The 22,275-nt window shown below is 72.4% G+C and carries 21 protein-coding genes; 13 read left to right on the forward strand and 8 right to left on the reverse strand.

The window, feature by feature from the left end:
• Positions 1–20: 20 nt before the first annotated feature.
• On the forward strand, positions 21–1,175 hold the full coding sequence (locus ACFY6U_RS09560; protein WP_390036305.1) for an ABC transporter ATP-binding protein: 1,155 nt from the start codon (positions 21–23) through the stop codon (positions 1,173–1,175).
• Between the two features lie 20 nt (positions 1,176–1,195).
• Here ACFY6U_RS09560 and ACFY6U_RS09565 read toward each other — a convergent pair whose 3' ends face one another.
• From ACFY6U_RS09565 to ACFY6U_RS09585, 5 genes are read right to left on the reverse strand one after another with little or no spacing between them, the layout of a single operon-like run.
• The gene (locus tag ACFY6U_RS09565) at positions 1,196–1,792 is read right to left on the reverse strand and encodes a hypothetical protein (protein ID WP_390036307.1); all 597 of its coding nucleotides are present in this window, start codon (positions 1,790–1,792) and stop codon (positions 1,196–1,198) included.
• Positions 1,793–1,833: 41 nt separating this feature from the next.
• The gene (locus tag ACFY6U_RS09570; RefSeq protein WP_390036309.1) at positions 1,834–2,790 is read right to left on the reverse strand and encodes an ABC transporter substrate-binding protein; all 957 of its coding nucleotides are present in this window, start codon (positions 2,788–2,790) and stop codon (positions 1,834–1,836) included.
• Positions 2,769–3,440, reverse strand: coding sequence for an ABC transporter permease (locus tag ACFY6U_RS09575; RefSeq protein WP_390036311.1), 672 nt, complete (start codon positions 3,438–3,440; stop codon positions 2,769–2,771). The genes ACFY6U_RS09570 and ACFY6U_RS09575 overlap by 22 nt, the downstream gene beginning before the upstream one ends.
• Positions 3,437–4,117: an ABC transporter permease gene (locus ACFY6U_RS09580; RefSeq protein ID WP_390036313.1), complete on the reverse strand. Its 681-nt coding sequence runs from the start codon at positions 4,115–4,117 to the stop codon at positions 3,437–3,439. Before ACFY6U_RS09580 ends, ACFY6U_RS09575 begins: the two co-directional genes overlap by 4 nt.
• A gap of 59 nt (positions 4,118–4,176) precedes the next feature.
• On the reverse strand, positions 4,177–4,749 hold the full coding sequence (locus tag ACFY6U_RS09585) for a TetR/AcrR family transcriptional regulator (RefSeq protein ID WP_390036315.1): 573 nt from the start codon (positions 4,747–4,749) through the stop codon (positions 4,177–4,179).
• Between the two features lie 140 nt (positions 4,750–4,889).
• On the opposite strand from ACFY6U_RS09585, the gene ACFY6U_RS09590 reads away from it, so the two are divergent.
• Positions 4,890–5,747 (forward strand): MoxR family ATPase, encoded by an 858-nt coding sequence (locus ACFY6U_RS09590; RefSeq protein WP_093506490.1) that lies wholly within the window; start codon positions 4,890–4,892, stop codon positions 5,745–5,747.
• Positions 5,744–7,147 carry a VWA domain-containing protein gene (locus ACFY6U_RS09595; RefSeq protein ID WP_390036317.1) on the forward strand — a complete coding sequence of 468 codons (1,404 nt, stop codon included), beginning with the start codon at positions 5,744–5,746 and terminating at the stop codon, positions 7,145–7,147. Before ACFY6U_RS09590 ends, ACFY6U_RS09595 begins: the two co-directional genes overlap by 4 nt.
• Before the next feature lie 49 nt (positions 7,148–7,196).
• Here ACFY6U_RS09595 and ACFY6U_RS09600 read toward each other — a convergent pair whose 3' ends face one another.
• The gene (locus tag ACFY6U_RS09600) at positions 7,197–7,562 is read right to left on the reverse strand and encodes a cupin domain-containing protein (RefSeq protein WP_390036319.1); all 366 of its coding nucleotides are present in this window, start codon (positions 7,560–7,562) and stop codon (positions 7,197–7,199) included.
• 275 nt (positions 7,563–7,837) lie between these two features.
• Between ACFY6U_RS09600 and ACFY6U_RS09605 the strand changes: the two genes are divergently transcribed.
• Genes ACFY6U_RS09605 through ACFY6U_RS09630 form a run of 6 tightly spaced genes read left to right on the forward strand, consistent with a single transcriptional unit; the run spans position 7,838 to position 13,459 of the window.
• Entirely contained in the window at positions 7,838–8,989 is a 1,152-nt protein-coding gene (locus ACFY6U_RS09605; RefSeq protein WP_390036321.1) for an NAD(P)/FAD-dependent oxidoreductase, read from the forward strand.
• Positions 8,986–9,285 (forward strand): (2Fe-2S)-binding protein, encoded by a 300-nt coding sequence (locus ACFY6U_RS09610; RefSeq protein WP_390036323.1) that lies wholly within the window; start codon positions 8,986–8,988, stop codon positions 9,283–9,285. Before ACFY6U_RS09605 ends, ACFY6U_RS09610 begins: the two co-directional genes overlap by 4 nt.
• A complete protein-coding gene (locus ACFY6U_RS09615; RefSeq protein ID WP_390036325.1) occupies positions 9,278–10,774 on the forward strand; it encodes an FAD-dependent oxidoreductase in 1,497 nt (498 codons plus the stop codon). The genes ACFY6U_RS09610 and ACFY6U_RS09615 overlap by 8 nt, the downstream gene beginning before the upstream one ends.
• Positions 10,774–11,670 (forward strand): dihydrodipicolinate synthase family protein, encoded by an 897-nt coding sequence (locus ACFY6U_RS09620; protein WP_390036327.1) that lies wholly within the window; start codon positions 10,774–10,776, stop codon positions 11,668–11,670. The genes ACFY6U_RS09615 and ACFY6U_RS09620 overlap by 1 nt, the downstream gene beginning before the upstream one ends.
• A 52-nt stretch (positions 11,671–11,722) precedes the next feature.
• Positions 11,723–12,724 carry a proline racemase family protein gene (locus ACFY6U_RS09625; protein WP_390036329.1) on the forward strand — a complete coding sequence of 334 codons (1,002 nt, stop codon included), beginning with the start codon at positions 11,723–11,725 and terminating at the stop codon, positions 12,722–12,724.
• A 30-nt stretch (positions 12,725–12,754) separates the two neighbouring features.
• A complete protein-coding gene (locus ACFY6U_RS09630) occupies positions 12,755–13,459 on the forward strand; it encodes a GntR family transcriptional regulator (protein ID WP_390036331.1) in 705 nt (234 codons plus the stop codon).
• A gap of 87 nt (positions 13,460–13,546) precedes the next feature.
• Here the strand turns inward: ACFY6U_RS09630 and ACFY6U_RS09635 are convergent, their stop codons facing one another.
• Positions 13,547–15,859 carry an MFS transporter gene (locus ACFY6U_RS09635; protein ID WP_390036333.1) on the reverse strand — a complete coding sequence of 771 codons (2,313 nt, stop codon included), beginning with the start codon at positions 15,857–15,859 and terminating at the stop codon, positions 13,547–13,549.
• A 123-nt stretch (positions 15,860–15,982) separates the two neighbouring features.
• On the reverse strand, positions 15,983–17,005 hold the full coding sequence (locus ACFY6U_RS09640; protein ID WP_390036335.1) for a LacI family DNA-binding transcriptional regulator: 1,023 nt from the start codon (positions 17,003–17,005) through the stop codon (positions 15,983–15,985).
• A 289-nt stretch (positions 17,006–17,294) separates the two neighbouring features.
• On the opposite strand from ACFY6U_RS09640, the gene ACFY6U_RS09645 reads away from it, so the two are divergent.
• From ACFY6U_RS09645 to ACFY6U_RS09660, 4 genes are read left to right on the forward strand one after another with little or no spacing between them, the layout of a single operon-like run.
• On the forward strand, positions 17,295–19,214 hold the full coding sequence (locus tag ACFY6U_RS09645; RefSeq protein ID WP_390036337.1) for a glycoside hydrolase family 127 protein: 1,920 nt from the start codon (positions 17,295–17,297) through the stop codon (positions 19,212–19,214).
• Positions 19,215–19,272: 58 nt separating this feature from the next.
• Complete coding sequence (locus ACFY6U_RS09650) at positions 19,273–20,487, forward strand: extracellular solute-binding protein (protein WP_390036339.1); 1,215 nt, start codon at positions 19,273–19,275, stop codon at positions 20,485–20,487.
• Between the two features lie 7 nt (positions 20,488–20,494).
• Positions 20,495–21,454 carry a carbohydrate ABC transporter permease gene (locus ACFY6U_RS09655; RefSeq protein ID WP_390036341.1) on the forward strand — a complete coding sequence of 320 codons (960 nt, stop codon included), beginning with the start codon at positions 20,495–20,497 and terminating at the stop codon, positions 21,452–21,454.
• 44 nt (positions 21,455–21,498) lie between these two features.
• A complete protein-coding gene (locus ACFY6U_RS09660; RefSeq protein WP_390036565.1) occupies positions 21,499–22,260 on the forward strand; it encodes a carbohydrate ABC transporter permease in 762 nt (253 codons plus the stop codon).
• The last annotated feature ends 15 nt before the right edge of the window (positions 22,261–22,275 follow it).

The raw sequence follows: 22,275 nt of genomic DNA on the forward strand, positions 1-22,275 counted from the left end.
GTCGCGGTTAACGTGAGGGAATGATCCGGTTCGAGCAGGTCACCAAGCGGTACGCGGACGGGACGACCGCGGTGGACGGGCTCTCCTTCGAGGTGCCAGAGGGGGAACTCGTCACGCTCGTCGGCCCGTCCGGCTGCGGCAAGACCACGACGATGATGATGGTCAACCGGCTCGTCGAACCGACCTCGGGCCGGATCTTCGTCGACGGCGAGGACGTCGCGGGGGTCGACCCGGTGCGGCTGCGGCGGCGGATCGGCTATGTCATCCAGCAGGTGGGCCTGTTCCCGCACCGCACCGTCCTCGACAACACCGCGACCGTCCCGGCCCTGCTCGGCTGGAAACGGGCCAGGGCCCGGGCCCGCGCCGCCGAACTGCTCGACCTCGTCGGCCTGGACCCGAAGACGTACGGGCCGCGCTACCCGGACCAGCTCTCCGGCGGCCAGCGGCAGCGCGTCGGCGTGGCCCGGGCGCTCGCCGCCGATCCCCCGGTGCTGCTGATGGACGAGCCGTTCGGCGCGGTCGACCCGGTGGTGCGGGAGCAGTTGCAGGACGAGTTCCTCCGGATGCAGGCCGCGGTGCGCAAGACGGTGCTGCTGGTCACGCACGACATCGAGGAGGCGGTACGGCTGGGCGACCGGATCGCGGTGTACGGGCAGGGGCGGATCGAGCAGTTCGACACTCCGGGTGCCGTGCTGGGCAGGCCGGCCACGCCGTACGTCGCCGGGTTCGTGGGTGCGGACCGTGGGCTGAAGCGGCTGTCGGTGACCGACATCGAGCCGGACGACCTGGAGCAGCCGCCGGTCGCCCGCCTGGGCGAGTCCGCCGAGAGCGCCGCCGCGCGGTTGCGGGCCGAGGGCGCCCGGTGGGCGGTGGTCCTGGACACGCACGGCGACCTGCACGGCTGGGTGGGCCGGGACGAACTGGCGGCGGGCGGCACGATCGACGCGCTCGCCCACCGGATGACCGCGTGGGTACCGGTGGGCGCCCCGCTGAAGCAGGCGTTCGGTGTGATGCTCCAGTACGACGCCGGGTGGGTCGCGGTGCTGGACGGTTCGCGCTTCCTCGGCGTGCTCACCCCGGCCAGGCTGCACGAGGCGCTGCGCCGCTCGGTGGACGCGGAGGCGCGCGGCGTCTCGCGAGGCCAGGTGCCGTTCGACTCGGTCTCCGACGCCTGAGCCGCAGAGCCCGGTGTTCGTCAGCAGTACGTCATCGGGCAGCCGCGTCGCAGCGAGTGCTGGGCGGCCCGCAGGTACAGCGCGGCATAGAAGGCGGCGTCCAGGTCCCCGCCCCAGGGGCCGGGGCGGGCGGCGGCCGCTTCCTCCGCCGCACCCTCCAGGAACCACATGGCCAGATCGAGGTTGTCGCAGGCCTCCGGTATCACGTCGAGGGGAAGCCCGATCGCCGTCGCCAGCCGTTGTGCCAGGGCCAGGACCTCGGGGGCGCCGGCGACCACCGTCTCGTCGTCGTAGGCGGAGCTCAGCGGCAGCCGGATCTCCTCGTCGAGGGAGAGCGGCACCAGTACCGACCAGCCCAGCAGCAGCTCCGTCTCGCGCGGCGCGAGATGCTCCCGGCACAGCGCGGCGAACCCGGCCATGGACGGCACCAGCTTCTCCTCGAACGACAGCCCCGAGCCGCGCACGAAGGCGGCCGCCTCGGGCACCGACTCGTACGGCGCCAGCCCGCGCCGTCGCAGCTCCTCGTCGAGGGCCGCGGCGAGGACGCCCCTGCCACCCTCGTCCTCGTCGCCGTCGAGCCACTCCTGCGCACCGACGCTCACCAGATAGATCCCCATGCCCCGAACGTACCGCCCGCCACTGACAACGGGCACTGCCGTCACTTCAGCAGGCCCCTGTCCCGCAGATAGGTCCGGGCAACGTCCTGGGGCAGCCGCCGCCAGCTGTCCACCTGTTGGTTCATGGCGGCCAGGTCGGCCGTGGTGAGGACGTCGTTGAGCCTCCCGAGCGCCTTCGTGACGCGCTCGCTGCCCGCCCGGGAGCGGTTGACGACCGGGACGACGTAGTCGGCGTTCTGCAGATGCCTGTCGTCGGCGAGGAGTACCAGGCCGAACCGGTCGAGGGTCGCGTCGGTGGTCGTGGTCAGCACCATCTGGTCCTGGCCGTGCTGCACGGCCAGCTTGGCCTGGGTGGTCCCGACGCCCTTGGGGTCGACGCCGGTGATGTCGATGCCGTAGACCTTCTTCAGCCCCGGTTCGCAGTACGGCCGTTGTACGCACTCGTCGCCCGCCGCGAGCCGCACCTTCAGTCCCGAGGCGCCGAGGTCGCTGAGGGTCCTGAGGTGGTGTCGGCGGGCGTAGGCGGCGGTGACCGCGAAGGCGTTCTGGTCGACGGCCCGGCCGGGGTCGAGGACGGTCAGGCCGCGGGGTGTGGTGAGGCGGCGCAGTGCCTTCATCGTGGCGGCGAGGTCGGGCGAGCCCACGGGCGGCGCGTCGGCTCCGTTCGTCCGGGCGTTGAGCCAGTCGGCGAAGGTGGCCGCGTATTCGGGCACCACGTCGATCTGCCCGGACTCCAGGGCGGGTTCGTAGAGTTCGCGGTTGGCGACCGTGATGAGCGAGGTCTGGTAGCCGGCCTGGTTCAGCAGCTGCGCGTACAGCTGGGCGAGCAGGTCGCTCTCGGTGAAGCCGGCGGAGCCGATGGTCAGGTGCCTGCTGTCGCCCGGGGGTGCGGTGACCTCGCCGCGGGTCTCCAGGGAGGGGCCGGTGGTGCAGGCGGTGAGGGTGAGCAGTACGGCGACGGCTGCCGTACGGCGTCTCATCGCGAGCCCCGCATCCATGTCGGGGCGAGCCGCTCCACGAGTTCGAAGACGCCCTCCACGAGCAGGGCGAACACGGCGACCAGGATCGCTCCGGCGACCACCATGGGCGTGCTGGCCAGGTTGAATCCGGCGGTGATGATCCGGCCGAGTCCGCCGCCGCCGGCGAGCGCGGCGATGGTGGCGGTGGCGACGAGCTGGACGGCGGCGATCCGTACCCCGGTGAGGACCATGGGGAGCGAAAGGGGCAGTTCCACGTGAAACAACATCTGTCGCCCGGTCATCCCCATCCCCCGCGCGGCCTGCACGATGCCTCGGTCGACCTCTCGCATGCCGACGTAGGCGTTGGTGAGCAGGGGCGGTACGGCGAAGAGCACCAGGGCGACCACGGTGGGGCCTTCGCCCCAGCTGCCGATCGGGGTGAGGAGGAGCAGTACCAGGACGGCGAAGGTGGGGACGGCCCGGCCGACGTTGGAGATGTTCACGGCGAGCGCGCCGCCCTTGCCGAGGTGGCCGAGGACCAGCGCGACCGGGAGTGCGATCAGGCAGCTGATGACGAGGCAGACGACGGTGAGGACGAGGTGCTGGAGCAGCCGGTGCCCGATGCCGTCGTCGCCGGCCCAGTGTGCGGAGTCGGTGAGCCAGGCCCAGGCGTCGGCGAGGGTGTTCACGCGCGGGCCGCCCGCGTCCACGGGGTGAGCAGCCGCTGCACGCCGAGCAGCAGCAGGTCGGCGGCGACGGCGATCAGCACGCAGAGCACGGAGGCGGTGAGCACCTGGGCTTTGAAGTAGGTGTTCATGCCGGCGTAGATCAGGTTGCCGAGTCCGCCGAAGCCGACGATCGCGCCGACGGTGACCAGGGAGACCGCGGAGACGGTGGCGATGCGCAGGCCGGCCATCGCGGCGGGCAGGGCGAGGGGCAGTTCGACGGCGAGCAGGAGGCGGACCGGGCCGTAGCCCAGGCCGCGGGCGGCCTGCCGGGTCTCTTCGGGGACGGCGCGCAGTCCCGCGAGGATGTTGCGGACGAGCAGGGTGAGCGAGTAGAGCACCAGGCCGGCGACGACGAGGGTGGCCGAGAGGCCGTACACCGGCAGGAGCAGGGAGAACATCGCCAGGGACGGGATGGTGTAGAGGATGGTCGTGACGCCGAGGACCGGTCCGGCCGACCAGCGCCAGCGGCGGGCCAGCACGGCCAGGGGAACGGCGATGGCGAGTCCGAGGAGCACCGAGACCGCGGTGAGCCGGAGGTGCTGGCCGACCGCGTCGAGGAGGATCTGGCGGCGGCTGGTCAGATAGGCGCCGCAGATCCACTCGTTGCGCGCGAGGCAGTCGTTCGGGGGCGCGGTCACGCCTCCATTGCATCGGGTGGGTGGCCGGCCCGGCGCGTTGTGGTGATCCGTCCGGGCGGCTACTTCATGCCGGCCGCGTCCAGCAGCGTGGTCACGGTCGCCGTGACCAGCCCGTCGTCGAGGTGCTCGATCCGGGCGCCGGCCCGCGCGCTGGCCCCGTCGAAGATCAGCATGAGCTGCCGGGCGAGCAGGGCCGGATCGGCCGCACCGCCCTGTGCGGCCTGCTCCTCGAAGTAGCCCTGCAGCAGTTCCTTGGCCGCCCGGGCCACCACGCTCGCGGGATGCTCGCTGTCCTTCAGCTCGACCAGGACGGCGAGGTACGGGCAGCCGCAGTAGCCGGGGGCCGCCGCGTTCGCCTCCACCCGCCGGAACACGTAACCGATCCGTTCGCGCGGGCCGGCCGCCTCGGTGTCCGGGGACCTGAGCTGGGCCTCGTACCATGGCCCGCGCCGCTCCAGGCTGGCGGCCAGCACCTCGTCCTTGCTGTCGAAGAGCTGGTACATGGAACGCTTGGAGACCCCTGCCGACCTGCACAGCGCCTCGACGCCGATGGAGACGCCGTCGCGGTAGAAGAGCTCGGCTGCGGCATCGAGGAGCCGGTCGCGGGGAGACGCCTTGTCTGTGGTGGCCATAGGGCCGAGGTTACCGCGCGGGACGCCGTGAGGAAACCGATCGGTATACAGGGTGGCCCAGGAGGTGAACAAGCGCTTAGATAGGTACCTGGACCTGTTCGCCCTGTGCGTTGCACGACCCTGATCAGCCGGAGGCCCCGTTGTTCACTTCCGTCGACGACGTCTCCGCGCGCCTCGCCGAGACCGGCTACCTCGCCTCCCCCGCCGTCGCCACCACCGTCTTCCTGGCCGACCGGCTGGGCAAACCGCTCCTCGTCGAGGGCCCCGCCGGGGTCGGCAAGACCGAGCTGGCGAAGGCCGTGGCCCAGGTCGCCGGGGCCCGGCTGGTGCGGCTGCAGTGCTACGAGGGCGTGGACGAGTCCCGGGCGCTGTACGAGTGGAACCACGCCAAGCAGCTGCTGCGGATCAGCGCCGGCCGGGACGAGACCTGGGACGAGGCCCGCACCGACATCTTCAGCGAGGAATTCCTGCTCCCCCGCCCGCTGCTCACCGCTATCCGGGGCGACGACCCGAAGGTGCTGCTGATCGACGAGACCGACAAGGCCGACGTCGAGGTGGAGGGCCTGCTGCTGGAGGTGCTCAGCGACTTCCAGGTGACGGTGCCCGAGCTGGGCACGGTCACCGCGACCCGCCGCCCCTTCGTCGTGCTCACCTCCAACGCGAGCCGCGAGCTGTCCGAGGCGCTGCGCCGCCGCTGCCTGTTCCTGCACATCGGCTTCCCGGACGAGGAGCTGGAGCGCCGGATCGTACGGCTGAAGGTGCCGGGGCTCACCGAGGCGCTCACCGAGTCCGTGGTCCGGGTGGTCGGGGCCCTGCGGGCGATGGACCTGCGCAAGGTCCCCTCGGTCGCGGAGACGATCGACTGGGCGCGCACCCTGCTGGCCCTGGGCGCCGACACGCTGGACGAGCAGGTGGTACGGGACTCCCTGGGCGTGATCCTCAAGCACCAGGACGACATCCAGAAGGCGGCCGCCAAGCTGGACCTGGACGCGCTGTGAGCACCCCGGCCGACGCACCTGCCGACTCGCCGCCCGGCACTCCGGCCGATCTCGCCGAGCGGCTGACGGGGCTGGTCGGCGCGCTGCGCGCGCACGGGGTGCGGATCGGCACCGGGGAGACCGTGGACGCGGGCCGGGCGGTGGCGGTGCTGGGCCTGGCGGACCGGCAGCTGCTGCGCGAGGGGCTGGCCGCGACGCTGCTGCACGGCACCGGGCAACGGACCGTGTTCGACCAGGTCTTCGACCTCTACTTCCCGCGCGCGGTGGGCGTCCCCGGCGGTTCCGGCGACCCGTCCGGCGACCGGGAGGAGCTGCGGGAGCGGCTCGCCGCCGCGCTCGCGGACGACGACGGCGCGCTGCTGCGGCAGTTGGCGGCCGAAGCCGTGGACGGCCTGGGCGGATACGGGAGTTCGCCGGGCTCGGACGGCTGGTCGTCGTACCAGACCCTGGACCGGCTGCGGCCGCAGACGCTGCTCGCGCGGGTGCGGGCGGACGTCCGGGCACGGGGCGCCGGCACGGGGTTCGCGGACCGGCTGCTCGACGACGAGATCCGGCGGCGGATCGAGGCCTTCCGGGGCATGGTCGCGGCGGAGGCCCGGCGCCGGGTGGCCGAGCGGCGCGGCCGGGATCAGATCGCCCGGCGCGCGGTGGCGCCGTCCGCCGACCGGGTGGACTTCCTGTCCGCCGGGCGGGAGCAGCTCACCGAGCTGCGCAGGACCGTGCAGCCGCTGGCGCGGAAGCTGGCCACCCGGCTGGCCGCACGCCGCCGCCGGGCCGCGCGCGGCACCATCGACCTGCGGCGCACCCTGCGCGGCTCGCTGTCGACGGGCGGGGTGCCGATGCGGCCGGTACTGCGCCGGCGTCGGCCGGTCCGCCCCGAGCTGGTGCTGCTGTGCGACGTCTCGGGCTCGGTGTCGGGGTTCTCCGACTTCACGATGCTGCTGGTACAGGCGCTGCACGACCAGTTCAGCAAGGTCCGGGTGTTCGCGTTCGTCAACCGGATCGACGAGGTGACCGGCCTCCTGGAGCACGGCCGGGCCGATCCGGAGGGACTGGGCGCCCGGATCCGTGCCGAGGCGACGCTCACCGGCTGGCACGGCAGCAGCGACTACGGCGTCGCGCTCGGCGAGTTCGCGGAGCGGTACGGAGCCGCGGTGGGCCCGCGGACCACGGTCTTCGTGCTCGGCGACGCCCGCACCAACAACCTCGACCCGAACCTCGCCGCCGTCCGCCGGATCGCCGGACAGGCGCGGCGTGTCTACTGGCTGAACCCCGAACCGCACTCCCTGTGGGGCACCGGGGACTCGGCCGCGCCGGACTACGCGGAGCTGGTGGAGATGCACGAGTGCCGCACCGCCCGCCAGCTCGGCGGGCTGATCGCGCGGCTGCTGCCGGTATGACACACCGGGTGCCGTCGCCTACGGAAGGTGACGGCACCGTCGGCCGCTCTCAGCCCTCCTTGGCCTTCGCGTAGTCCGCTGCCATGCCGCCGGCGAAGTCGTACACGATGACCTGCTCGTCCCCCACGACCCAGGCGTCGTGTCCCGCCGGAAGGACGAAGACGTCCCCGGGGCCGATCTCGCCCTCGCCGCCGTCGTCCATGACGAGGTGCATCCTGCCCTGCACCACATAGCCGTTGTGGTGGACCATGCAGCTCTCGGTGCCCGCGATCGGCGCCACCGACTCCGACCAGCGCCAGCCCGGCTCGAAGGTGCCGATGGCGAAGTCGAGGCCGGTCAGGTGCACGGCCTCCAGGTGGCCGCGGGGGAAGTCACGCCGCTCGTCCGGCTTGTCGACCGTCTTGATCTCCAGCATGACGGTGTCCTCCCTTCGAACTCCCGTCCACCACTCCATCGTCTTCCTGTCAACTCGGGAGCGCCATTCGGGGTGCCGGTCAGCCCCGCAGGGCGGTCACCGGCGCCGGCTCGCAGGTGCAACCGCCTTGGCAGGTACGGGAATTCGTCCCGTCCGTAGCGGACCGCCCTGCAGCCGACGGCGAGGTCGAAGGCGAACCGGGCCAGGTTGATCCAGCGGGCGTCCTGTCCGCAGGCGGTCTTCCCCCACCCTGTGCCATGTGACATATTACTGCCGTGAGCATGCGACTGACCTGCGACGTCGTAGTGATCGGGGCGGGCATGGCGGGCGCCGCCTGTGCCCTGTACGCGGCCCGGGCGGGGCTGGACGTCATCGTGGTGGATCGTGGCCCGGTGGCCGGCGGGACCACCGGGGCGGGTGAGGGCAATCTGCTCGTCTCCGACAAGGAACCGGGGCCCGAGCTCGAACTCGCCCTGCTGTCCGGCCGGTTGTGGGCCGGTCTGGCCGGGGAGCTCGGTGACCGGATCGAGTACGAGCCCAAGGGCGGGGTGGTCGTGGCCGCGGAGCCCGAAGGGCTGGCCGCGCTGGCGGGGTTCGCTGCCGGGCAGCGGGCCGCCGGGGTGACGGCGGAGCACGTCGACGCGGATCAACTGCACGACCTCGAGCCGCACCTGGCGCCCGGTCTGGCGGGCGGGGTGCACTACCCCCAGGACGCCCAGGTCATGCCGACCCTGGCCGCCGCACATCTCCTACGGGCCTCGGGCGCCCGTCTGTCGACCGGCCACACGGTGACGGAAATGCTGCGCGGTGCCGGGGGTGCCGTACGCGGTGTCCGTACCGACCGCGGCGACATCCACGCCCCGGCCGTGGTGAACGCGGCCGGGACCTGGGGCGGTGAGGTCGCCGCGCTCGCGGACGTGCACCTGCCCGTCCTTCCCCGGCGCGGCTTCGTCCTGGTCACCGAGCCGCTGCCGCGCCGGGTACGGCACAAGGTGTACGCCGCCGACTACGTGGCCGACGTGGCCAGCGACTCGGCCGCCCTGCAGACCTCGCCGGTGGTCGAGGGCACGGCGGCCGGGCCCGTCCTGATCGGCGCGACCCGGGAACGCGTCGGCTTCGACCGGTCGTTCTCGCTGCCGGCCGTACGGGCGCTGGCGGCCGGCGCCGTCCGGCTGTTCCCCTTCCTCTCCGGGATCCGGGCGATGCGCACCTACCTGGGTTTCCGCCCGTACCTGCCCGACCACCTCCCCGCCATCGGCCCCGACCCCCGGGTGCCCGGCCTCTTCCACGCCTGCGGCCATGAGGGCGCGGGCATCGGACTGGCCACCGGTACCGGGCAGTTGATCGCCCAGGTGCTGAGCGGCAAGGCACCCGAGCTCGACCTGACCCCGTTCCGTCCCGAGCGTTTCGGCGAGGAGAGCGCGTGAATCCCCTGGAGTTGGTGCAGGCCCGGCCGGGCCCGGCCTTCACCGTCACCTTCGACGGGCGCGAGATCGTGGCGCTGCCGGGCCAGACGGTCGCGGCCGCGCTCTGGGCGTCCGGTGTCGCCTCCTGGCGGACCACCCGGCGCGAGGGCCGTCCGCGCGGGGTCTTCTGCGGGATCGGTGTCTGCTTCGACTGCCTGGTCACCGTCAACGGCCGCCCCAATCAGCGGGCTTGTCTGGTGCCCGCGCACCCGGGCGACGAGATCCGTACGCAGGAGGGGACAGGGCACGATGACTGACGCGCCTCGGGGGGAGTCGGCGCCCCGGCTCGCCGTGATCGGCGCGGGCCCCGCCGGGCTCGCCGCCACCCTGGCCGCCGCCCGGCGCGGCCTGCGGGTCACCCTGGTCGACGCGGCCCCCGAGGCGGGCGGCCAGTTCTACCGGCAGCCCGCCGCCGGGCTCGGCGCCCGCCGCCCGCAGGCGCTGCACCATCAGTGGCGCAGCTGGGAGCGGCTGCGGGCCGGCCTGGACGGGCTCATCGCGGCAGGGCTGGTGACGCATCTGCGGGACCATCACGTGTGGTGCGTGACGCGGCGCCGGTCCGGTTTCACCGTGCACGCCCTGCTCGGCCCCGAGCAGGAGCAGCCCGTCGAGGTACGCGCGGACGCCGTGCTGCTCGCCACCGGCGGCTACGAGAAGGTGCTGCCCTTCCCCGGCTGGACGCTCCCCGGTGTCGTCACGGCGGGCGGGGCACAGGCCATGCTGAAGGGCGGACTGGTACTGCCGGGGCGTACAGCGGTCGTCGCCGGCACCGGACCGCTGCTGCTGCCGGTCGCGACCGGCCTCGCGGCGGCGGGCGCACGGGTGGCGGCCCTGGTGGAGTCCGCGGACCCGCGGGCCTTCGTACGGCGCTCCCCCGCACTGGCCGCCCAGCCGGGCAAGCTCGCCGAAGGCGCCCACTACGCGGCCCGGTTGCTCCGGCACGGCGTCCGAACCCTGGTCCACCACACCGTGGTCGAGGCCCACGGCGACCGGCGCGACCAGCGGCTGGAAGCCGTCACCGTCGCCGCGCTGGACGCCGCGGGCCGGGTACGGCCGGGCACCCGGCGGCGCATCGACTGCGACACCCTGGCCGTCGGGCACGGCATGCTCCCGCACACCGACCTCGCCGAGGGCCTGGGCTGCCGGATCGACGAGGTCGCGGTGCACGTGGACGACGAGCAGCGCACCGACGTACCGGGGGTGTGGGCGGCGGGCGAGGCCACCGGCGTCGGCGGCGCGGTCCTCGCCCTCGCGGAGGGGCACATCGCGGGCCGGTCGGCCGCCGCACGGCTGTACGGCCGGGAGCCGGACTCGCGCGCCTTGGCGGGGGCCGCCCGGGCCCGTGCCGGGCTGCGGCGGTTCGCCACGGCGTTGGACGAGGCGTACGCGCCGCCCGCGCACTGGACCGCGCAGGTCACGGACGACACGGTCGTCTGCCGCTGCGAGGAGGTCACCGGCGGAACGGTCCGGCGGGCCGTGACCGAGCTGGGCGCCGGAGACCTACGGACCGTCAAACTGCTCACGCGGGCCGGGATGGGCTGGTGCCAGGGCCGGATGTGCGGGCCGGCGGTCGCCGGGCTCGCCGGCTGCCCGGAGACGGCGGCCCGCAGGCCGTTCGCCCGGCCGGTGCCGCTCGGGGTGCTCGCGCGGGCGGGCGGCGCCGCCGACGACGACGACGACGACGACGACGAACAGTGCCATGTCACATACCACCCGGATCACTCGGACTCCCCGGAGGAACCCTGATGTCCACCCCCCACCCCCGCCCCTGGCGCGGTGTCCTCGTAGCCACCGCACTCCCGCTCCGCGACGACCTCTCCGTCGACCACGACAAGTACGCCGAGCACTGCGCCTGGCTGGTCGAGAACGGCTGCGACGGCGTCGTACCGAACGGCTCTCTCGGTGAGTACCAGGTGCTCACCCCCGACGAGCGCGCGAAGGTCGTCGAGACCGCCGTGGCCGCGATCGGCGGGGCGCGGGTCATGCCCGGCGTCGCCGCCTACGGCTCGGCCGAGGCCCGCCGCTGGGCCGAGCAGGCCCGGGACGCCGGCTGCGCGGCCGTGATGCTGCTGCCGCCCAACGCCTACCGTGCCGACGAGCGGTCGGTACTGGCGCACTACGCCGAGGTCGCGAAGGCCGGGGTGCCGGTCGTGGCGTACAACAACCCCGTCGACACCAAGGTCGACCTGGTCCCGGAACTCCTCGCGAAGCTGCACGGCGAGGGGTGCATCCACGCCGTCAAGGAGTTCTCGGGGGATGTCCGGCGCGCCTACCAGCTGGCCGAACTCGCCCCGGACCTGGACCTGTTGATCGGCGCCGACGACGTCCTGCTGGAGCTGGCGATCGCGGGAGCCAAGGGCTGGGTGGCCGGCTACCCCAATGCGTTGCCGGCCGCGACCGTCGAGCTGTACCACGCGGCGGTGCGCGGGGACCTGGACACCGCCGGGCGGCTCTACGCGCAGCTGCATCCGCTGCTCCGCTGGGACTCCAGGGTCGAGTTCGTGCAGGCCATCAAGTTGTCCATGGACATCGTCGGCCGGCACGGCGGCGCCTGCCGACCGCCGCGCGTACCGCTGCTGCCCGGGCAGGAGGCCGTGGTCCGGGCGGCCACCGAGAAGGCCATGGCCGCCGGACTGGCGTGACCGACCCCGCCCCAGCCGACCCGACCGGCCCTGACTCACCACCAGGAGCGTCATGCGCAGCAAACTCGTCCTGCACGCCGTCGACTCGCACACCGAGGGCATGCCCACCCGCGTGATCACCGGCGGGATCGGCACCATTCCCGGCGCGACCATGAACGAGCGGCGGCTGTACTTCCGTGAACACCGCGACGACATCAAGCAGTTGCTGATGAACGAGCCGCGCGGGCACTCCGCGATGAGCGGGGCGATCCTGCAGCCGCCGACCCGGCCCGACTGCGACTGGGGCGTGGTCTACATCGAGGTCTCCGGCTATCTGCCGATGTGCGGGCACGGCACGATCGGCGTGGCGACGGTGCTCGTGGAGACCGGGATGGTGGAGGTCGTGGAGCCGGTCACCACCATCCGGCTCGACACCCCGGCCGGCCTGGTCGTCGCCGAGGTGGCGGTGGAGGACGGCGCGGCGAAGAACGTCACGCTGCGGAACGTGCCGTCGTTCTCCGTCGCGCTGGACCGGAAGATCGTGCTGGCCGACGGGCGGTCAGTGACCTATGACATGGCATACGGAGGCAACTTCTACGCCATCCTCCCCCTCGACGAGTTCGACCTTCCCTTCGACCGCACCCGAAAGGACGACATCCTCCGGGCCGGCCTGTCGCTCATGGCGGCGATCAACGCCGAGGCGGAACCCGTCCACCCCGAGGACCCGTCCATCCGCGGCTGCCACCACGTCCACCTGATCGCCCCCGGTGCCACGGCCCGCCACTCCCGGCACGCGATGGCCATCCACCCCGGCTGGTTCGACCGCTCCCCCTGCGGCACCGGCACCAGCGCACGGATGGCCCAGCTGCACGCGCGCGGCGAACTCCCGCTGGACACCGAGTTCGTGAACGAGTCCTTCATCGGCACCCGGTTCACCGGCCGGCTCCTGGGCACCACCGAGGTCGCGGGTCTCCCCGCGGTCCTGCCCAGTTTCACCGGCCGGGCCTGGATCACCGGCACCGCCCAGTATCTGCTGGACCCGGACGACCCGTTCCCGGCCGGCTTCGTACTCTGATTCCCCCGACGACCCTCCAGGAGTTCCGCCATGGCCGACCGGCCCAGCAGCCCGCCCAGCCTCAAGCCCGCCATTCCGTCGCTCGGCGGCCGGAAGCCGAACTTCCGGGAGCGGGTCGTGGACGTGCTGCGGGCCGCGCTGATCGCCGGTGAGCTGCGCCCCGGCGAGGTGTACTCGGCGCCGGGGCTCGCTCCCCGCCTGGGCGTCTCCGCGACCCCGGTGCGCGAGGCCATGCTGGAACTGGTGAAGGAGGGCATGGTCGAGATCGTCCCGAACAAGGGGTTCCGGGTCACCGCCCTCTCCGAGCAGCAGCTCGACGAGTACACGCACGTCCGGTCCCTGATCGAGATCCCGACGACCGTCGCCCTCGCGGCCACTGCCGACCCCGACGACCTGGAGGCGCTGCGCCCGGTCGCCCTGGAGATCGTCACCTCGGCCGTGAAGGGCGACCTGATCGCCTACGTAGAGGCCGACCTGGCCTTCCATCTGGGGCTCCTGGCGCTCGCGGGCAACGGCCATCTCGTCGAGGTGGTACGGGACCTGCGCCGCCGTTCGCGGCTGTACGGGCTGACGGCGCTGGTGGCGGCCGGACGTCTGAAGGCCTCCGCCGAGGAGCACCTGGAGCTCCTCGACGCCCTGCTGGCCCGTGACGAGCGGGCCGTGCGCGAGGTCATGACCCGCCACCTGGGCCACGTCCGCGGCCTGTGGGCGGCCCGTCAGCCCGAGCACGGCTGAGCGCTCCACCGGAAGTGCCGCCCCTCCCTTCGGGCACTGCCGAACCACAACTGCACGTCGCCGGACCCGCTGCGCAGCTCCCGCGCACTACGCCCCGGGATGGGCGAGTTCGATGTCGTGGTCGTGGACGTCGGCGCCGGAGACGGCCACCCCGGCGGCGTGCGGCGGGTAGCCGGTCGCGACGACCGTGTACTGGCCGCTGTCCAGATCGGAGAAGGCGTACGCGCCGTCGTCACCGGTGGTGGTCGTGCCGACGACGTTGCCGGCGGCGTCCACCAGCGTGACCCGGGCGTCGCACAGCGGGCCCCCCGCTCCCCGGACCGTGCCCCGTACATGGGCGCCGGGCCGCAGCTCGACGTCGACCCGGGTGGTCCCGGTGCCGGCTATCTCGACGGGCAGGGCGAGCGGCCGGTGCTTGGGTGAGCTGACCGCGAGGGTCACCGTGCCCGGCACCAGGTCGCCGACCGTGAACTCGCCGAGCCCGTCGGTCTGCTGGGTGGCGAGCACGTCCCCGCGCACGTCGGTGACGATCACCGTCGCCCCGGCGACCGGCGCCCCGCTGTCCGCGGCCCGCACCACTCCGCCCAGGCCACTGCTGCCGGCGAGCAGCAGGTCGTGGGCGACCGGTCCGGAGCTCACGACGAGGGTGGTGGCCTGCGGCCGGCAGCCGTCGGCGGAGGCGATCAGGACGTACGTCCCCTCGCCGGGTGCCGCCACCGCGTAGGCGCCGTCGGCGTCCGCGACCGCGCGGCCGAGTTGGCGGCCGCCGGGGGAGATCAGGGTGACGGCGGCCCGGCCGACGCCGGTTCCGTCGGTGCCGCGCACCCGGCCGTGCACCTGGACCCCGTCCTCGACGACGGGGACGTTCGGCGGAGCCTCTTCCGTGCCCACCGGAGCCTCTTCCGTCGCCATCGGCGCCGCGGGGACCGGCTCCGGCGCGGCCTGGGCGGGGGTGGCCTGCGGCGCCCCGCCCGTCGCCGCGGCCGGCTTCCGGCGCGGGATGAACGCGGCCACGAGCAGCGCGAGGAGCGCTGCGCCCGAGCCCGCCGCCATGACCACCTTGAAGCCGTTCTCGGAGGGTACGGCCGTCGAGCCGAAGACGGTGGTCATCTGGGCCAGGATCACCCCGGCGACGGCGCTCGCGGTAGACGTGCCGATGGACCGCATCAGGGTGTTGAGGCTGTTCGCGGCGGCCGTCTCGTGCGGGTCGACGGCGCCCATGATGAGCGCGGGCATCGCGCCGTAGGCGAAGCCGATGCCGGCGCCGATGATGCAGGAGACCAGCACGAGCTGCCAGACGGCGTCCATCAGCACGATGTTGAGACCGTACCCGGCGGCCACGATCACCGCGCCGCACATCAGGGTGACCTTGGGACCGAAGTTCTTGGAGATGAGGGCGGACAGGGGCGCCATCGCCATCATCACCAGGCCGGTCGGGGCCATCACGAGACCGGCGTCGAGCAGCGACTTGCCCAGACCGTAGCCGGTCGCCTCAGGCAACTGCAGGAGCTGCGGAAGCACCAGGGACATCGCGAACATCGAGAACCCGAAGGCGATCGAGGCGAGGTTCGTGACGAGGACCTGTCGGCGGGCCGTGGTGCGCAGGTCGACCAGCGGCTCCCGGGTACGGAGTTCGTAGAGACCCCAGGCGAGCAGGACGACCACTGCGGCGCCGAACAGGCCGAGCGTGGTGCTGCTGGACCAGCCCCAGTCGGCGCCCTTGGAGATGCCGAGCAGCAGGCAGACCAGGCCGGCCGCCATACCGAGGGCGCCGGGCAGGTCGAAACGGCCGCCGGTGCGGACCTTCGACTCCGGGACGAGAAACAGAACGAGCAGGGCGGCGACGACGCCGAGCGCGGCCGAGGTCCAGAACAGCACGTGCCAGTCGAAGTGGTCGGCGATCAGCGCGGCGGCGGGCAGGCCGAGGGCGCCGCCGACGCCGAGTGAGGCGCTCATCAACGCCGTGGCGGAGCCGAGCCGTTCGGTGGGGAGTTCGTCGCGCATGATGCTGATGCCGAGCGGGATCACGCCGGACGCCAGCCCCTGCAGGGCCCGCCCGATGATCATCGGCACGAGGGTGTCGCTCAGCGCGGCGGTGACCGAACCGGCGACCAGCATGACCACGCTGGTCAGCAGCATCAGCCGCTTGCCGTACATGTCGCCGAGCCGCCCCATCACGGGGGTGGCGACGGCGGCCGCGAGGAGGGTGGCGGTGACGGCCCAGGCCGCGTTGGACGCCGAGGCGTCGAGCAGCTTCGGCAGTTCGGGCACGATGGGGATCACCAGGGTCTGCATCAGCGAGACCACGATCCCGCCGAAGGCCAGCACCGCGACGATGACGTTGGCCCGCGGCGCGGCGGAGTCCCCGGAGACTGCCGGCCGGGGCTGTGCATGGGACATGGTCGGGCCTCCGTAGGGCCGCTCGGGTCTGTACGACCCTCCCGAATGTAAGTCAATTGATTGACTTAAGCAACCAGGATGTGCGTGCGGGAAGTGAAGATTCACCGCACGTCCGGCCGCACGTCAGCTCGACTCTCGCACCACCAGCCGGCACGGCACCGTGTGCACCCCGGGCTCCGGCTCGGCGTCAATGGCCTGGAGCAGCCGCAGCGCGGCGATCCGGCCGATCTCGGCCAGGTTCATGTCCACGGTGGTCAGCGGCGGCCGGCAGGCGAGGGCCATGGTGTCCCAGTTGTCGTAGCCGACCACGGCGATGTCCCCCGGCACGTCCTTCCCCCGCTCGCGCAGGGCGTCCGCGACCCCCCGGGCGATCTGGTCGTTGCCGCAGAAGACGGCGTCCGTGCCGGGCGCCGTCCGCAGCACCGCGTCGGCCGCGCGCCGCCCCCAGGCCTCGCTCCACTCCCCGAAGTGCACCCGTCCGGTGGCGAGTCGGAGGTCGGCCCCGGCCAGGTGCTCGACGGTGTGCCGGGCGCGGTCGCGGGCGGCCTGGTGGTGTTCGGGCCCGGTGACATGGGCGATCCGGGTGCGACCGGTGGCCAGCAGGTGTTCCACGGCGAGATGGGCGCCGCCGCGGTCGTCGGTGACGACGGAGGTGTCGGCGGGGTCGGTGGACGGGGAGAGGGCGTAGACGACCGGGATCGACGGGTCGATGCCGGCGAGGGGCGGGCGGGGGTCGGTACGGCGGCCGGTGACGATGATGCCGTCCACCCGCCGGGCGGTGAGGTTGCGCAGATGGTGCTGCTCGCGGATGGCGTCGCCACGGGTGTCGCAGAGCAGGACGGAGATCTTCCCGGCGCCGAGCGCGTCCTCGGCGCCCAGCAGGACCGGTGTGCTGAAGCGGCCGATGCCGTCCGTCGTCATCAGGCCGACCGTCCAGCTGCGGCCGCTGTGCAGGCTCTGTGCGTGCTGGTTGGGCCGGAACCCGAGCTCCTCCACCGCGTCCAGCACCCGTTGCCGGGTCTCCGGGCGCATCCGGCCGGCGCCGTTCAGCGCCTTGGACGCCGTGCCCACACTGACACCGGCGAGCGCGGCGACATCGGCGAGCCTGGCCCGGCCGGCGGGCGGAGAGTCTGGAGCAGAGGTCACGGGCAAACCTTTTCCTTGACGGTTCCTCGACCGCGTCGCCCATCGCACGGCGACAGAGCTGCCCGCCATCCTCGCAGCCGGTCGAGTGAAGCACCAGATCCAGCGGGCAACTTGAGAAATCTGCGCCGGGTGTCTTGACCCCTCCCTCCGACTGCCCTGTACTTCTCGGCGAGAAAACGGTTGCTCAAAGTGGTTCCACGTCTCGTCACGTCCGACGCCCCAGTCGGCGTTCGACATATCGACAGCGCTGGCGTCAAGGCGCCCAGCCCCCTCCTCACCCCGGAGAGCCATGCCCCGCACCCGCTCCGCCCTGCCCTCCCCCCTCGGCCCGGTCCGTCTCACCCCCGACGCCCGTACCGCGCTGCGCCCGGCGGCCGTCACCATCGACGCGGGCTTCTGGCACGACCGTCGCACCACCAACGCCCGGGTCTCCCTCCCGCAGGGCCCGGACCTGCTGGAGTCCGCCGGGAACCTGCACAACCTGCGGCTTGCGGCCGGCACGGCCGAGGGCGGGTTCCGGGGCGCGTACCCGTTCGTCGACACCGACGTCTACAAGTGGCTGGAGGCGGCAGCCTGGCAACTCGCCGACGAGGACGACGAACTGCTGGCCGCCGAGGTGGAGCGGATCGTGGCCCTGGTGGCCGACGCCCAGCAGCCCGACGGCTATCTCAACACCTGGTTCCAGCTGGTCAAGGGCGGCGAGCGGTACCAGGACCTGCGCTGGGGCCATGAGTTGTACTGCGCGGGCCATCTGATCCAGGCCGCCGTGGCCCACCATCGCTCCACCGGTCGTCCCGAACTCCTCGACGTGGCACGCAAGTTCGCCGACCACATCGACTCCGTGTTCGGCCTCCCCGGCAGCGGCAAACCCCTCGACGGCATCGACGGCCATCCGGAGATCGAGACGGCCCTGGTGGAGCTGTACCGGGAGACCGGCGAGCGCCGCTATCTGGATCTGGCCGGTTACTTCGTGGACCGGCACGGCCATGGCCTGCTCGACGGCGACGCCTACTCCCAGGACCGGGTACCGCTGCGCGAGGCGACGAACGTCGAGGGCCATGCCGTACGGCAGTTGTACCTGCTCGCGGCGGCCGCGGACCTGGCCACGGAGACCGGGGAGGCCGAACTCCGCTCTGCGGGCGAACGGTTGTGGCACGCCATGACCACCACCAAGACCCACCTCACCGGCGGTCTCGGCGCGCACCACGACAAGGAGGACTTCGGCGACCCGTACGAACTCCCCAACGAGCGCGCCTACTGCGAGACCTGCGCCGCCATCGCATCGGTGCAGTGGAGCTGGCGGATGGCCCTGCTCACCGGCGAGGCCCGCTACTCCGACCTGATCGAACGCACCCTCTACAACGGCTTCCTGGCCGGGGTCTCGCTGGACGGCGAGCGGTGGCTGTACGTCAACCCGCTCCAGGTCCGCGACGGCCACACCGACACCGGCGGCGACCAGTCGGCCCGCCGCACCCGCTGGTTCCGCTGCGCCTGCTGCCCGCCCAACGTGATGCGGCTGCTGGCGAGCCTGCCGCACTACCTGGCGTCGGGCGACGAACAGGGCCTGCAGATCCACCAGTTCGTCACCGGAACCTACACGGCCGACCGGGTCCGGGTACGTGCCGAGACCGACTACCCCTGGCACGGCACCGTCGCCTTCACCGTCGAGGAGACCCCGGCCGACGCCCCCTGGACGCTGTCGCTGCGCATCCCGCAGTGGTGCCGGGAGTTCCGGGTGCGGTGCGGGGAGGAGACCTACGACTCGCCCGTGGACGACGGCTGGCTGCGGCTGTCGCGGACCTGGGCGCCGGGCGACCGCGTGGTCCTGGAACTCGTTCTGGAGCCCCGGCTCACCGCGGCCGACCCGCGCGTGGACGCCGTACGCGGCTGCGTGGCGATCGAGCGCGGACCGCTCGTCCACTGCCTGGAGCAGGCCGACCATCCGGGCGGCGGTCTGGACGACGTCGTCCTCGACCCGTCCCGTCCGCTCGCCGTGAAGCACCGCCCGGACCTGCTCGGCGGGGTCACCACCGTGGTGGCCGCCGGCCGGCGGCGCCCGCTCCCCGACCGGGGCTGGTGGCCGTACGCCCCCGCGACCGGCCCCGCGGCCGAATCCGACGGCGAGCCGGTCGAGTTGACCGCGGTCCCGTACCACGTCTGGGCCAACCGTGAGGACGGCAGCATGCGCGTCTGGCTCCCCACTTCCTGAGACACCCCCCGTCCTACGACAACGAGGTCACCCCGTGATACCCACCCGCCGTACTCTCATGGCCCTCACCACGGCCGCCCTGCTCCCTCTCACCGCCTGCGGTGGCGGTTCCGGCTCCTCGGGATCGTCGTCCTCGGCCGGCGGGACCTACACCTTCTGGGACCCGTACCCGCAGTTCGACGCCTCCTCGGACTGGGGCAAGCGGGTGGCCTCGTGCGGCACCTCGGCCGGGGTGAAGCTCAAGCGGACCGCGTACGACACCACCGACCTGGGCAACAAGGCGCTGCTGGCCGCGCAGCAGGGCAACGCGCCGGACGTGATGCTGGTCGACAACCCGGTCGTCTCCACGCTGGTGGAGGCGGGGATCCTCAGCAAGACGAGCGACCTCGGGCTCGACACCTCCTCGATCCAGAAGAACATCATCGGCGCCGGCACGATCGACGGCTCCTCCTACGGCGTCCCGATCGGCGCCAACACCCTCGCGCTCTACTACAACAAGAAGGTCCTCTCCGCGGCCGGTGTCGACCCGGCCTCCGTCAAGGACTGGGCGTCGCTCACGGCCGCGCTGAAGAAGGTCAAGGCGGCCGGGAAGAAGGGGATCACCTTCTCCGCGATCAACACCGAGGAGGGCAGCTTCCAGTTCCTGCCGTGGTTCTGGGGCGCGGGCGGCGACCTCACCAAGCTCGACTCCGGCAAGGGAGTTGCGGCCCTCTCGCTGTGGAAGCAGTGGGTGGACGCGGGGTACGCGCCGAAGGACGTGCTGCAGAACACCCAGACCACCAGCTGGCAGGAGTTCGCCACCGGCGACTACGCGTTCAGCGAGAACGGCACCTGGCAGCTCGGCAACGCCGACAAGGCCGGGTTCGGCTACGGCGTCATCAACATCCCCGCTCAGAACGGCGGTTCGGCGCCCGTCCCGACGGGCGGCGAGTTCGTCACCGTTCCCGTGCAGAAGGACACCTCGCGCTACGACGTCAGCAAGAAGATCGTCAGCTGTCTGACCAGCGACGCCAGCCTGCTGGCCACCGACACCACGCTCATGTACGTGGCGCCGACCTCCGCCGTGCAGACCGAACAGGTGGCGAAGAACGCGGAGTTGAAGCCGTGGGTGGCGGCCGTCGCGGCGGCGCGGGGCCGGACCAGCGGCGGTCTCGGCACCAAGTACCCGACGATCTCGCAGCCCCTGTGGACGGCCGTCCAGGCGGCGCTCTCCGGCAGCAAGTCCCCCGGGGACGCCCTGGCGACCGCCCAGTCCAGCGCGCAGAAGGGCTAGGACCGGCATGACCGTCGCCCGGATCGACCGGCCGCGGCGCGCACCGGCCGCCGCGGCGCGGGCGAGCGGCACCGGCGCCCGCTCCCTGCACTGCAGGCGGCGGCTGACCGCGCTCGCCTTCGTGGCCCCGCTGATCGCCTACCTCGCCGCCTTCTACGTCTATCCGCTCTACCGCAACCTCGACCTCAGCCTGCGCGACTACACCGTGCGCTCCTTCGTCGCGGGCGACGCACCGTTCTCCGGCTGGGCCAACTTCCGCACCGTGCTGGACGATCCGACGTTCGGTCCCGCGATGCGGCACACCATGGTCTTCACCTTCGTGTCGATCGCCTTCCAGTACGTCATCGGGCTCGCCCTCGCGGTCTTCTTCAACCGGCACTTCAGGCTCTCGACCGTGCTGCGGGCGCTGTTCCTGATCCCCTGGCTGCTGCCGCTGATCGTGTCGGCGTCGACGTGGTCATGGATGTTCAACAGCGAGTCGGGGGTGGTGAACTACTTCCTGCACTTCCTCGGCGTCGGCCCCGTCGGCTGGCTGACCTCGCCGGACTGGGCGCTGGTCTCGGTGATCGTCGCCAACATCTGGATCGGCATCCCCTTCAACCTGGTCATCCTCTACAGCGGCCTGCAGAACATCCCCGGTGAGCTGTACGAGGCGGCGGCGCTCGACGGGGCGGGCGCCTGGCAGCAGTTCCGCCGGATCACCTTCCCGCTGCTGCGTCCGGTGTCGGCGATCACCCTGCTGCTGGGGCTCGTCTACACCCTCAAGGTGTTCGACCTGATCTGGATCATGACCAAGGGCGGTCCCGGCGACGCCTCCTCCACCCTGGCGACCTGGTCGTACCAGCTGGGCTTCGGCACGCTGCTGCCCAAGTTCGGCCCCGGTGCCGCGGTCGGCGACATCCTGATCCTGATCGCGCTGGTCTTCGGCCTCCTCCACATCCGCGTCCAGAGGAGGCAGGAGGCGTGAAGTCACGCGGCTACACCCTGATCGGTCTCTGCCTCACCGCACTGATGCTGTTCCCGGTGTACTGGATGCTCAACGTGTCCCTCACCCCGCAGCAGGACATGCGCAAGGACCCGCCGGACCTGCTCCCGCTGCACCCGACCTTCGCGGGCTACCGGGCCGTCCTCGACGACCAGCTCCCCTACCTCGGCACCAGCCTGCTGATCGGCATCGGCACGGTCGCCCTCACCCTCCTGATCGCCGCCCCGGCCGGCTACGCACTGGCGAAGCTCCGGCCGCACGGAGGCGGGGCCCTGAGCCTGGCCCTGCTGATCGCCCAGATGATCCCGGGCATCGTCATGGCGATGGGCTTCTACGGCATCTTCCTGGACCTCGGCCTGCTCAACTCCTGGTGGGGTCTGATCGTCGCGGACTCCACCATCGCCGTGCCCTTCGGCGTCATGATCTTCACCGCGTTCATGTCGGGCATCCCCGGCGAACTCGTCTCGGCCGCCCGGATCGACGGCGCCGGCACCTGGCGCACCTTCCGGTCGGTCGTCCTCCCGCTGAGCCGCAACGCGATCGTCACCGTCTCGCTGTTCGGCTTCCTGTGGGCCTGGTCCGACTTCGTCTTCGCCAACACCCTCGACGGCGGCGGCAGTTGGAAGCCGATCACGCTCGGCATCTACAAGTACATCGGCAACAACAACCAGGAGTGGAACGCGATCATGGCCACCGCCGTCGTCGCGTCGGTCCCCGCGGCCGTCCTCCTGGTCCTCGCCCAGCGCTATGTGGCCGCGGGCGTGACCGCGGGCGCGGTGAAGGACTGACACCCCCAACTCCTT

Source organism: Streptomyces sp. NPDC013157, assembly GCF_042899865.1.
In the GTDB taxonomy this organism is placed as follows: domain Bacteria; phylum Actinomycetota; class Actinomycetes; order Streptomycetales; family Streptomycetaceae; genus Streptomyces.

Excerpts from the sequence above, each read along its gene's own strand:
- ACFY6U_RS09635 (WP_390036333.1), bottom strand. The coding sequence starts at position 15,859 with ATGTCCCATGCACAGCCCCGGCCGGCAGTCTCCGGGGACTCCGCCGCG.
- ACFY6U_RS09600 (WP_390036319.1), bottom strand. The coding sequence starts at position 7,562 with ATGCTGGAGATCAAGACGGTCGACAAGCCGGACGAGCGGCGTGACTTC.
- ACFY6U_RS09630 (WP_390036331.1), top strand. The coding sequence starts at position 12,755 with ATGGCCGACCGGCCCAGCAGCCCGCCCAGCCTCAAGCCCGCCATTCCG.
- ACFY6U_RS09615 (WP_390036325.1), top strand. The coding sequence starts at position 9,278 with ATGACTGACGCGCCTCGGGGGGAGTCGGCGCCCCGGCTCGCCGTGATC.
- ACFY6U_RS09585 (WP_390036315.1), bottom strand. The coding sequence starts at position 4,749 with ATGGCCACCACAGACAAGGCGTCTCCCCGCGACCGGCTCCTCGATGCC.
- ACFY6U_RS09655 (WP_390036341.1), top strand. The coding sequence starts at position 20,495 with ATGACCGTCGCCCGGATCGACCGGCCGCGGCGCGCACCGGCCGCCGCG.
- ACFY6U_RS09645 (WP_390036337.1), top strand. The coding sequence starts at position 17,295 with ATGCCCCGCACCCGCTCCGCCCTGCCCTCCCCCCTCGGCCCGGTCCGT.
- ACFY6U_RS09660 (WP_390036565.1), top strand. The coding sequence starts at position 21,499 with ATGCTGTTCCCGGTGTACTGGATGCTCAACGTGTCCCTCACCCCGCAG.
- ACFY6U_RS09625 (WP_390036329.1), top strand. The coding sequence starts at position 11,723 with ATGCGCAGCAAACTCGTCCTGCACGCCGTCGACTCGCACACCGAGGGC.
- ACFY6U_RS09650 (WP_390036339.1), top strand. The coding sequence starts at position 19,273 with ATGGCCCTCACCACGGCCGCCCTGCTCCCTCTCACCGCCTGCGGTGGC.
- ACFY6U_RS09570 (WP_390036309.1), bottom strand. The coding sequence starts at position 2,790 with ATGGATGCGGGGCTCGCGATGAGACGCCGTACGGCAGCCGTCGCCGTA.
- ACFY6U_RS09620 (WP_390036327.1), top strand. The coding sequence starts at position 10,774 with ATGTCCACCCCCCACCCCCGCCCCTGGCGCGGTGTCCTCGTAGCCACC.
- ACFY6U_RS09565 (WP_390036307.1), bottom strand. The coding sequence starts at position 1,792 with ATGGGGATCTATCTGGTGAGCGTCGGTGCGCAGGAGTGGCTCGACGGC.
- ACFY6U_RS09560 (WP_390036305.1), top strand. The coding sequence starts at position 21 with ATGATCCGGTTCGAGCAGGTCACCAAGCGGTACGCGGACGGGACGACC.